Source organism: Spiroplasma attinicola, from assembly GCF_023509825.1.
GTDB classification, from domain to species: Bacteria; Bacillota_I; Bacilli_A; order Mycoplasmatales; family VBWQ01; genus Spiroplasma_D; species Spiroplasma_D attinicola.
In genome coordinates, this window is sequence record NZ_JAKQXY010000002.1 from 23,570 (window position 1) to 36,002 (window position 12,433).

Annotated in this window: 7 protein-coding genes; 6 read left to right on the plus strand and 1 reads right to left on the minus strand. The window is 27.7% G+C overall.

Annotation, left to right across the window (positions count from 1 at the left end; all coding sequences use genetic code 4):
- Positions 1–134 precede the first annotated feature (134 nt).
- From rpoB to LT335_RS03245, 6 genes are all read left to right on the plus strand, one after another.
- Positions 135–3,917, plus strand: coding sequence for a DNA-directed RNA polymerase subunit beta (gene rpoB, locus LT335_RS03220; RefSeq protein WP_249728639.1), 3,783 nt, complete (start codon positions 135–137; stop codon positions 3,915–3,917).
- 15 nt (positions 3,918–3,932) lie between these two features.
- Complete coding sequence (gene rpoC, locus LT335_RS03225) at positions 3,933–7,694, plus strand: DNA-directed RNA polymerase subunit beta' (protein ID WP_249728641.1); 3,762 nt, start codon at positions 3,933–3,935, stop codon at positions 7,692–7,694.
- A gap of 129 nt (positions 7,695–7,823) precedes the next feature.
- Positions 7,824–9,017: a hypothetical protein gene (locus LT335_RS03230; RefSeq protein ID WP_249728642.1), complete on the plus strand. Its 1,194-nt coding sequence runs from the start codon at positions 7,824–7,826 to the stop codon at positions 9,015–9,017.
- Between the two features lie 146 nt (positions 9,018–9,163).
- Positions 9,164–10,843, plus strand: a complete 1,680-nt coding sequence (locus tag LT335_RS04600) for an AAA family ATPase (RefSeq protein ID WP_249728644.1) — start codon at positions 9,164–9,166, stop codon at positions 10,841–10,843.
- Between the two features lie 50 nt (positions 10,844–10,893).
- Complete coding sequence (locus tag LT335_RS03240; RefSeq protein WP_249728645.1) at positions 10,894–11,154, plus strand: hypothetical protein; 261 nt, start codon at positions 10,894–10,896, stop codon at positions 11,152–11,154.
- 284 nt (positions 11,155–11,438) lie between these two features.
- On the plus strand, positions 11,439–11,870 hold the full coding sequence (locus tag LT335_RS03245) for a hypothetical protein (protein WP_249728646.1): 432 nt from the start codon (positions 11,439–11,441) through the stop codon (positions 11,868–11,870).
- Between the two features lie 56 nt (positions 11,871–11,926).
- Here LT335_RS03245 and LT335_RS03250 read toward each other — a convergent pair whose 3' ends face one another.
- Positions 11,927–12,355: a GNAT family N-acetyltransferase gene (locus LT335_RS03250; RefSeq protein WP_249728648.1), complete on the minus strand. Its 429-nt coding sequence runs from the start codon at positions 12,353–12,355 to the stop codon at positions 11,927–11,929.
- Between the last annotated feature and the right edge of the window lie 78 nt (positions 12,356–12,433).

Sequence of the window (12,433 nt, forward strand, 5' to 3'; positions counted from 1 at the left end):
TAAAACAAAAAATTTAAGATAACTAAAAACCAGTTTTTGAACTGGTTTTATCTACTTAGATAATCTCTAAGCAAATTGTGTTATATTTGACTATATAATAACAAAAAAATAAAAAAACGAATTGGAGCTGGCCAATGGAATATACAACAAAGAAGTTTGGACATTATGCGTCAAGAAGAGATTATACAAAAGTTTCTGGTAATTTAGATTTACCTGACTTGATTGCAATTCAAAGAGATACTTACGATTGATTTAACAAACAAGGAATCCAAGAAGTATTTGATGATATTTTTCCAATTACTGATAATGATGATCGGACAATTCTTTCTTTACTAGATTGAGAATTTCGGACACCTCGAAGATCAATTAAAGAAGCAAAAGAAGAATCAAAAAATTATGAAGCACCATTATATACGAAATTATCATTAGCAATATCTGATAGTAATCGTAAATTACCAATTACCCCAAAAGAAAATATTTTACAATACTTAACTCGTTGAATTAAAGAACAATTTAATATTACTAATATTATTGAACCAAAAATTAGTGGTGATACTTATTATTTTGAAGAAAAAACGCCACATAATAATGGTGATTTTTCAAATATTGAAATTATTGTTCAACAAAGAACTGATCAAGAATTAGTTGTTGATTTTAATTTAACTCGTGAAGGTGATGTTTTCTTAGGTGATTTTCCAATTATGACTGATAAAGGAACTTTCATCATTAATGGTAGTGAAAAAGTTGTGATTTCACAATTAGTTCGTTCACCTGGTGCTTATTTTAAAGTTGAAGTTGATGCTAAAACTGGATTAAAAAAATATTTTGGTGACTTAATTCCTTCAAGAGGAACTTGATTAGAATTAGAAACTGATACGAAAAAGAATAAACTAATTAAAAATAAAAATGCTTTAAAAGAAATTATCCAAATTAAAGTTGAAAAGTCAAGAAAAATTCTTGTGACAACATTATTAACAGCATTAGGTTTATCAAAAGTTGATATGCTTGATATTCTTGGTAATGATGAAATTTTATTAAATACTTATCAATATGATGAATATTCAACATGAGAAACTGCTGTTCAAGAAGTTTACAAAAAAATTAAAGCTGGAGAAACTGCAAGTATTGATGGTGCTTCAAAGTTTTTATTTGGTTTATTATTTGATCGTAAAAAATATGATTTAACTAAAGCCGGAAGATATAAGTTAATTAAAAAATTAACAATTACTGATCGTATTTTGAATAAAACTATTGCTCAAGATATTAAAGATAATAAGGGTAATATTGTAATTAAAAAGAATACTTTAATTGACAAAACTAATATTGAAGTTTTAAAACAAGCCTTAAATAAAGGTGCTTGTTTAATATCTTTAAATTCAGTTGCTAATTCTGAACAAAATCAACATCAACTACAATTAGTTAAAATTTATAAAGATAATACTGAACAAATTGAAGAAAATATCATTAATGTTGTTGGTGTTACTAACTCTAATGTTGACAGTATTACAATTGCTGATATTGTTGCAACTTTATCATACATTTTGAATTTTATTCATGGTGTTGGTAGTGAAGATGATATTGATCATTTAGCTAATCGTCGTGTGCGAACTGTTGGTGAATTATTACAAAATCAATTCCGAATTGGGATGGGAAGAATTGAAAAAAATGTTAAAGAAAAGATGGCAACAACTGATATTGACAGAATTAAGCCAACTAATATTACTAACAATAAACCATTAACAGCGGTTGTTGGTGAATTTTTTAACTTATCACAATTATCACAATTTATGGATCAAACTAATCCTTTGGCTGAATTAGCAAACAAAAGAAGACTAACTGCTTTAGGACCAGGTGGTTTATCTCGTGAACGTGCTAGTTTAGAAGTTCGAGATGTCCACTATTCTCACTATGGCCGAATTTGTCCGAGTGAAACTCCTGAAGGACCAAATATTGGTTTAATTAGTAACTTGGCAACTTATGCGCGAGTAAATCAATTTGGGTTCATTGAAACACCATATCGAAAAGTAACTAATAATAAAGTAACTAATGAAGTTGTTTATTTAACAGCGGGCGAAGAAAAAAATTATATTATTGGTCAAGCTAATATTGAACTTGATAACAATAATAATATTAGTAGTAAGAGTGTTATTGCTCGTAATAATGGTGAAAATATTATTGTTAGTCCAAGTGAAATTGATTTTATTGATGTTTCACCAAAACAAATTGTTTCAATTGCGACAAGTTGTATTCCATTCTTGGAAAATGATGATGCTAACCGTGCTTTAATGGGAGCTAATATGCAAAGACAAGCAATTCCATTGTTGAAACCAGATGCACCAATTGTTGGAACTGGAGTTGAACATGCAGTTGCTCGTGATTCAGGATTGGCAATTTTAGCAAAACAAGCTGGTGTTGTAGCTTATGCTGATGCTAATGAAATTATTATTAAATCTGAAAAAGATGTTAATACTTATGATTTAAGTCGTTTTGAACGTAGTAACTATGGAACAGCAATTAGTCATCGACCATTAGTTAAAGTTGGTGATAAAGTTGAAAAAGGGCAAATCTTGGCTGATGGACCATCAATGAAAGATGGTGAATTGGCATTAGGACAAAATGTTATTGTTGGCTTTATGACTTGAAATGGTTATAACTATGAAGATGCGATTATTCTTAGTGAAAGACTAGTGAAAGATGATGTTTATACTTCAATGCATATTGAAGAATATACATTGGAACGAAGACGAACAAAACAAGGTAAAGAAGAAATTACTAGAGAAATTCCTAATACTTCTGAACAAGCAAGAAAATTCCTTGATGATGACGGAGTTGTTTTGGTTGGAACTGAAGTAAAAGAAGGCGATATTTTGGTTGGTAAAGTAACACCAAAAGGTCAAACACAACCAACACCAGAAGAAAAATTATTATCAATTCTTTATGGTGAAAAATCTCGTAATGTTAAAGATAATTCTTTAAGAGTACCAAATGGTGGTGCTGGAATTGTTCAAAGTATTAAGCGCTATGCGCGTGCTGAAGGTTATGAATTACCTTCCGAAGTAGAAGAAATTATTCACGTTTACATCGTACAAAAACGAAAAATTCGTGAAGGTGATAAAATGGCTGGAAGACACGGAAATAAAGGTGTTATTTCAAAAGTATTACCAGTTGAAGATATGCCATTCTTAGCTGATGGAACACCAATTGATATTATGTTAAATCCTTTGGGAGTACCTTCAAGAATGAATATCGGTCAAATTTTAGAATTACATTTAGGAATGGCAGCAAAAACTTTAGGAATTAAAGTTGCTACTCCAGTTTTTGATGGTCTAAAAAATGATGATTTACTTAATATTATGAAAGAAGCCAAATTTAATGGTTTTGATAAAGTTGATCTTTATGATGGAGTAACAGGACAAAAATTTGATAACAAAATTTCTGTTGGCGTAATGTATATGTTGAAACTTTCTCACATGGTTGATGATAAATTACATGCGCGAAATGTTGGACCATATTCATTAATTACGCAACAACCATTAGGTGGTAAAGCTCAAAATGGTGGTCAAAGATTTGGAGAAATGGAAGTTTGAGCGTTGGAAGCTTATGGTGCTGCTCATACTTTACAAGAAATCTTAACAATCAAGTCTGATGATATTAAAGGAAGAATTAAAACTTACGAAGCAATTTTACGAGATAAAGAGATTCCAAAATCAGGAATTCCTGAATCATTTAATGTTCTAACAAGAGAATTGCAAGGTTTAGGAATTAATGTTAGTTTAATTGATGGCTATGGTAAAGAACAAGAAGTAGTAGCCTATGATGATGAAGTTTCATTAGAGGAAAATAACTTCATGGATTACGAAGCACCAGGAGCGATTGTTGAAGCAACAGAAGAAGAAGCCCAAGGCTTTTTCGAATAAGGGAGGAAGAATAAGATGGCAAATACTACTGATACAAAGCACTATCGTGCAATTAAAATTTCTTTAGCTTCTCCCGAACAAATTCGTTCTTGATCGCATGGAGAAATTACGAAACCAGAAACAATCAATTATAAATCTTTAAAACCAGAAAAAGATGGTTTATTTGATGCACGAATTTTTGGACCAATTAAAAATTATGAATGTATTTGTGGTAAGTACAAGAAGATTAAAAATAAAGGTAAAGTTTGTGAACGTTGTCAAGTTGAAATTACTGAAGCAATTGTTCGTCGTGAACGTTTAGGACATATTGAACTAGAAGAACCTGTAACTCATATTTGAATGTTAAAAGCATCACCATCAAGAATTGCTTTAGCAATTGATATGAAAGCAAAAGATTTAGAAGAAGTTGCTTATTTTGTTTCTTATATTGTTTTAGACCCTGGACGAGCACATAAAATCTTTAAACCAAAGATGGTTCTTGATTTAGGCTCACCAAAAGCAGCAACTGACACAAGAAATCGTTTAAGAAAAGTTGTAACTTTAATTCAAGAAAATTTAGATGAAAATTCATTTGCTTACACTAGAGCAAAGATTTTAGCTGAAAGCTTGGGTGATTTGTCACGACCATTTTCAATGGATGAATGTACACAATTTATTAGTAGGCATACTGACACTAAGTTTGGAATTGGTGCTGCTGCGATTGAATATTTATTAAAAAATATTGATTTAGAAAAAGAATTTGAAGAAATTAAAAAACAATTAAACAATAAAAAATCACAAACTGATCGTCGTAAATTAATGCGTCGTTTAGATGTTATTGATTCATTCTTAAAATCAGGTAACAAACCAGAATGAATGGTAATGCATGCAATTCCGGTAATTCCACCTGATATTAGACCAATTATTCAATTAGATGGTGGTCGTTTTACTACTTCTGAAATTAATGATTTATATCGTCGAATTATTATTCGTAATGAACGATTAAAGAAAATTAAACAAATGGGTGCACCAGTTTTAATTATTAATAATGAAAAAAGAATGTTACAAGAAGCTGTTGATGCCTTACTTGATAATGAAAGAAAAGCACGACCAGTAACAGGTCGAGATAAAAGACCATTAAAATCAATTACTTCAACTTTAAAAGGAAAACAAGGAAGATTCCGTCAAAACTTATTAGGAAAACGTGTTGACTATTCAGGAAGAAGTGTTATTGCTGTTGGTCCAGATTTAAAAATGTATCAATGTGGAATTCCACGAGATATGGCAATTATTTTATTTAAACCATTTGTAATTCAAAAATTAGTAAGTAATGAATCTGCCTTGAATATTAAGATTGCTGAAAAGTTAATTGATAGTCAAGATGAAAGAATTTGAGATGCTTTAGAAGAAGTAATTAAAGAAAGACCAGTTTTATTAAACCGTGCTCCAACTTTACACCGTTTAGGAATTCAAGCATTTGAAATTAAGTTAGTTAAAGGAAAAGCAATTCGTTTACATCCTTTAGTAACTCCTGCTTTTAATGCTGACTTTGATGGTGACCAAATGGCAATTCACGTGCCAATTACAAAAGAAGCAGTTGCTGAAGCAAGACATTTAATGTTAGGTTCAAAAAATATTTTAAGTCCAAAAGATGGAAAACCAATCGTTACACCAACTCAAGATATGGTTTTGGGTAATTATTATTTAACAATTGAAAAATTAAATCAATTAGGACAAGGCTCATTGTTTAAAGATATTACTGAAGCAAGAAAAGCTTATGAAACAGATAATGTTTCTTTGCATGCGATTATTGGAATTAGAGTTAGTGATGTTGGAATTAATAAGTTTGCTGAACAAGATCATAATAAGATTTTAATTACAACAGTTGGAAAATTGATTTTTAATGAAATTTTCCCTTCTGATATGCCTTATATTAACCAAGCAAAAATTACTAATTTACACGATTACAGTAATGAAGACTTAGTTGACTTTAATGTTGATTTCCGTGAATTAATTAAAGGTCGTAAAATTGCTGATCCATTCAAAAAGAAAACTTTAGCTGATATTATTCATAAATACTTTAAACGTTATGGAACTCAATCAACAGCTGAAATGTTAGATAAGATGAAGGATTTAGGATTTAAGTTTTCAACACTTTCAGGAACAACTATTTCTGCTGGTGACATTATTTCTTATGAACAAAAAGCAAAATTATTTAAAGAAGCTGATGATTATGTTAAAAAAATCTATCAATTCTATCGTGATGGAATGTTAACTGATAGAGAACGTCATTATCTTATTATTAATAAATGAGCAAAAGTAAAAAATGATATTCAAGATCAATTAGAAAATGTTTTAAAACAAGATATTAATAATCCAATTTTCATGATGTGAGATTCAGGTGCTAGAACTAATATTAGTAACTTTACTCAGTTAGTAGGTATGCGTGGTTTAATGAATAATCCTAAGGGAGAAGTTATTGAATTACCAATTAAATCTTCATTTAGAGATGGATTAAATGTTTCAGAATTCTTCATTTCAACTCATGGTGCCAGAAAAGGTATGGCTGATATGGCCTTAAAAACTTCTGACTCAGGTTATTTAACAAGAAGATTAGTTGATGTTGCTCAAGATATTATTGTTACTGAAGATGATTGTCAAACTGATAATGGTTTTATTGTTAGTGATATTGTTGATGCGAAACGAAATAATATTATTGTGCCATTGAAAGACCGTTTATTTGGTCGTTACTTACAAGGTGACTTGTTTGATGAACAAAATAAATTAGTATTAGCACATGATACATTAATTACTGAACAATTAGTTGAAAAAGTAATTAATGCTGGAATTAAGAAAGTAAATATTCGTTCAGTTTTAACTTGTGAAGCTAATAGTGGTGTATGTAAAAAATGTTACGGATTGAACTTAACTAGTGGCAATGAAGTAGCAATTGGTGAAGCCGTTGGAATTATTGCTGCGCAATCAATTGGTGAACAAGGAACACAATTAACAATGAGAACTTTCCATAGTGGTGGTGTTGCTGGTGGTACTGATATTACTCAAGGGTTACCAAGAATTAAAGAATTGTTAGATGTAACTAGTCCAAAAGGTGCTGTTGCTTTAATTAGTGAATTTGCTGGTAACGTAAAGAGTATTCATGAAGATCAAGGAATTTACACAATTTCGATTGGTTCTAACTTAGATTACAAAGAATACAAAACACAATATAATGCCCAAGTTCGTGTGAAGGTTGGTCAAGAAGTTAAGGTTGGTCAAAAACTAACTGAAGGTTCAATTAATATTAACCAATTACTTGAAGTTGCGGGAATTATTGAAGTACAACAATATATTTTAAAAGAAGTACAACGAGTATATCGTTTACAAGGAATTGAAATTTCTGATAAGTATATTGAAATTATTGTTAAACAAATGTTAAGTCGTATCTTTGTCTTTGATAGTGGTGATACAACATTATTGCCAGGAGAAATCTTAGATATTAAAGAGTTCAAAAAAGTAAATACTAAAGCAATTATTGAAGGTAAAACTGCTGCCTTTGGTAAACCAATTATTTTAGGAATTAAAAAAGCACCATTAGAATCTGATTCATTCTTGGCTGCTGCTTCATTCCAAGATACAACAAGAGTATTAACTAATGCCGTAATTAAAGGTAAAACTGATAACTTACTTGGTTTAAAAGAAAATGTTATTCTTGGAAATATTATTCCTGCTGGTACTGGTTTATTAAGTAGTGAAGAAATTTTAAGTCTTGGCGAAGCTGCTAAGTCTAGTGAATATTAATCATAAATAAGAAATCTTAGATATTTATCTAAGATTTTTTTTATTTTTGATGACAAAAGATAACTTTATTTTATCTGGTAATTTTTAAAAAAAGCATTATAATAAAAGAAAAAAAAGGGGTATAGGATAGTGAGAAAGTTTTTGCTTGCTTTTTTAGCAGTAATTCCAGTTTCTAGTGCTACGGCACCAATTGTAAGTTCACAAATAACAAAAGCTAATAATATTCATTATGTTAATGAAAATATTTATTTAGATAATAAAAAAAATGAAAGTCAAAACTTATCTAAAAATCAAGATTCTTTTAGTGTTAATGGTGATAATTATCAAACAACTCATAGAGTTTATATTCATTCTGATTCTGATAAATATTTACCTGAACAAGAAAATACGGTTGATGATATCATTGGCAAAGGTAAAAAAGATACTTGATATGATCAGTCATTTTCTGGTTTATCATTAGATATTACAAAATATGCTGCTAATAAAACTGAATTTTTAAATAAATATAAATTAGTTAATATTACTTATTCGTATATGTATAATTTTTGAAATGGAGTGCAACACTGAACTAGTCCGTATCAAAAAAATCCAACAGTTTTAATGTGAAATTATAATTATAATCTAAGAGAAAATGATGAAATAATTGAAATATTGCAATCAACTGATAAGTCTCATAAAAGTAATGAAAAAGCAAGATTAATTTTAGAAACTTCTTGAAATAATAATATTTTAAATCTTAATTGAAAATTAGGTGTTTGATATCATTGAGCAACAGGAAGTATTTATGACCATGCTGCGTTTACAAGTTTTACAAATGATTGCTATAGTTTTTTAAAGTCATCAAATTCTTCTATTTCTAATGTTGAATCAAAAATTGATAATTTTAGTAAACCTTCTGTTATTACTTTACCAAGTAAAGATAAAGTATCAAGTTTAAATAATATTGATAGTGAATTAAAAAAAATATCAAAGCAAAAAGAGATTAAAAATTCATTTTTCACATCTGCTTTTGAAGTTATTCAATATTATACTGGCAAAAAAACTGTAATTATTTCTGGTGATATTTGATTTTTTCAAGTGTCTATGATTGTTAGATGAGATCCATTTTCACATGTTGTTTTAGATTCTAACTTAATAGTTAATTCTACAGGTATAGAATGTAGTAGGTGATTTGAAATAGAGTCTATTGGTAATTTTTGTCGTATGGTTTATAAAAATAATGTTGGAGTTGAAGATTATACTAATTATCAAATTTTTGACCCAAAATTTTCAGGAATTAAATTAACTGGTACAATTGCATTATCATATATTTATTATGCTTAATAAGAGATAAATTATTAGTCTTAAAAATCTTACTTTAAAAGTAAGATTTTTTATTTTATAAAAAATATATAAAACTTTATCAGAATAGTAATAATTTCTTTATATAATTAATGTATTAATTATTTATGTTATTGGAGGAGACTTATATGAAAGTAAAATACAGTATTAAAAGATTTAGAACAATTGTAGATAGTCAAGATATTGAATTAGATTCAAATAAAATTAATATTATTTTAGGAGTTAATGGTTCAGGTAAATCTAATATTTTAGATGCGATTAGATGATTTTCGGGAGAAGATATTAAAAATATCGAATCAAAAACTACAGAATTTCATCCGTATTTTAATCCAAGTAATGTCTTTTTAGATGTTCCTGAAATTATGTATACTGATGAATTAGATGAAGGTGAAAAGAAATATGTTTTAGAATCTTTGAAAGAAATAAAAATAAAATTATTTAAGAATGATAATCTTTGTCGTTATTTTGTACAGTATAAGGATTTATATTATAAAAATTTAAATGTTACAAAAGATGGATTAACTGATTTAGGAAGAATTAAAGAAGCAATAGTTTCAAAATTTAAAAATTCCTGACCTATAGGATTATTTATTCAAGAAGAAGAAAATGATTTTAAATATTGAAGATTTGCTACAAGTCCTGAATCTGCTAAAAGAGAAATTAAGAGATCTAAAGAAAATGATGCAGACAAAGAATTATTGTGTAAGGTAATTGATGTATGAATTAATATTGAAAATGTTTTTAAGACAAGGCCAAATATTTTATTTTCCAGTAATTTAGAAGCTGATAATCATATTTTATTTGAATATCCAATTTTTGGAGTAAGAAATCCTGAAACTTTGAATCCAACTTTTAGAAATATTTTAAATATGTTAGGCAAAACAACAATTACTGAGATTCAAAAAATTATTGATTTATCTAGTTCAACTTCAAATCGACCAACAATTAGAGCTTTAAAAAATAAAATGAATCAAAGATTTAGAGATTGTTTTGCACAAATTTTTAATAATTTTACTATGGATACTATTCCTGAAATTGTGATTGATGATAATATGTTTCAAATTATAATTAATGTTAATAATAATAGACATTATGCTAGTTCAGAAACTACTTATCAGAGTTCAGGGTTTAAAGCTTTTTTATGATTAATTATTATGTTAGAAGTTATCAAATTTTGAGATGATACAAAACTTGGCAGAACAATTTTAGTAGTTGATGAACCCGATAAAAGTTTACATATTTTATTACAATATGAATTAGCAAAATATTTAGAAACTAATTTTAAAAATCAAAATAATGTTTTTATTTTATTAACTTCTCATTCACCTTTTTTAATTCCTAATTTAGAGGAAAATATTTATATTGCTGAAATGAATAAAAACGGTTGTACAAGTATAATTAAAGCAAATGATATTAATGATATTAGAAGTAATGGAATTTTTCCATTAATTACATTATTTCATATGAAAAAATTAAAAGAAGAATTATCTATTGATTTAGACAAAGAAACTATTAGAATTTATTATCAGGATTTAAATAGTGATAAGAATAAAAAAATAGAAGATTTTGTAAAAAGTATAATCTCTAAAAAAATTAAATATCAATTGATTCCAGTTACTGATAAAGAATCAAAACATTTTTTAAAATTAGGAACAAATGAATTTTTTTCAGTGCATATTTCTAAAGTAAAGGACTTAAAAGATATGATTGTTAATGATTTTTTTAAAACTAAAAAAGATATTTATTTAACTGATTCATTTATTAAACCTATTTTATCGGATGATATATTAGATGCAATGTCTAATTAGTAAAATAAAGAAGAAATAAGATTCTTCTTACTCAAGAAGGAATATAAGAAATGTTAAAAAAACTTTTATCATCAAAAGCTAGAAAAACTTGAAAAAATTCATATGATTGTGATTGTGGATCTCAGAAAGATGCTAAAAATAAACATAAATTATGTTATTGATGTAAAGTTCCTATGGAATATGGAGCATATCAAAGTTGACAACAAGATAATCCTAATTGCTGAAATGTTGAATATTTAATTTCTAAAAGAGATGATGGAACAAATCGAAAAGAGAATGTAACAGGAGTGCATAAAAGATGTAGCAGATAGTAATTATTAATTTTAGAATCTTACTTTAAAAGTAAGATTTTTTTATTTTATTAATGATAATTTTTAAAAAAGCATTATAATAAAAGAAAAAAGGGTATAGAATAGTGTGGAATACACCCCAAAAAGTAGACACGAAAATAAAAAGTTATATGAAAATACTTATGGAGGTGGATTCCAGTCAATAAAACTTATCTTTTTTATTTAATTTTGGTAAGAAAAAGTTTTTATGCAATTTTTAGAATTAATTGATATAATAAGTTAAATAAAAAAGGGAGGTATTTTTTATGAAATTGAGAAATTTATTAACAAGCTTAACAGCTTTAGGTTTAATTACGGTTGCTGCAGTAAGTGCGACAACTCATGAAAAAATTGCAACAGTTACTGTTGATAAAGATGCTATTAATTTAGGTACACAAGATTTTAGAATTGATATTGGTTCTTTTGTTACTGAAGAAAATAGTAAATTAAATTTAGTAGGTGTTGATACTAACTCAACAGATGCTCAAATTACTAAAGCTATTATTAAAGCAGTAGCTGTTCTTGGAACTGACATTATGCATTTTCCAGTGTCTGAAGCTTTAATTAGTCCTCATATTAATATTATCCTTGATAGTAATGCTCCCCATACAAGTGCTATTGTCGCAGCAAAAGATGGTGATTTGTTAATCAAAGGTTCAGCAGCTGTTACTTTTACATTAAAGGATGCTAATAAATAAAGATTAAAAATAGCAACAAAAAAATGAGTTCAATTGAATGAACTCATTTTTTATTATTATAAAGTTTTTTTCATTAAATAATGTTCAATATTTGCTTCCATAAATGGTTTAGAACAAACTTGATAACCTAGTTTTTGATAAAAGTCTAGGACTGTGGTTTGAGCACCTAAAACTGCTTCTTTAAATCCTTGACTTTTTGCTGCTTGTTCAGCAAAATTAATTAAATTTTCACCAATTTTTAAACCACGATAAGCTTTTAAAACACAAACTCGTTCAATTTTAACTTTATTGTCGGCATAGACTCTTGTTCTGCAAGTTGCAATTGGCTGGTTTTTCTTATTATAAGCTAGAAAATGAGTTGCTTCGGTTTCATATTGATCATTTTCTTCTGATAAAGGCACTTTTTGTTCATTAATGAAAACAATTTCTCTAACTTTTAAAGCTTGATTTAACATCTTTTGATTGTTAACTATTTTAATTTTCATTGATTTTTTTCTCCCCTAGAATATTAGTTTCCATAATATTTATTTTATCGTATTTTTTAAAATTTGATTGAGAATTTT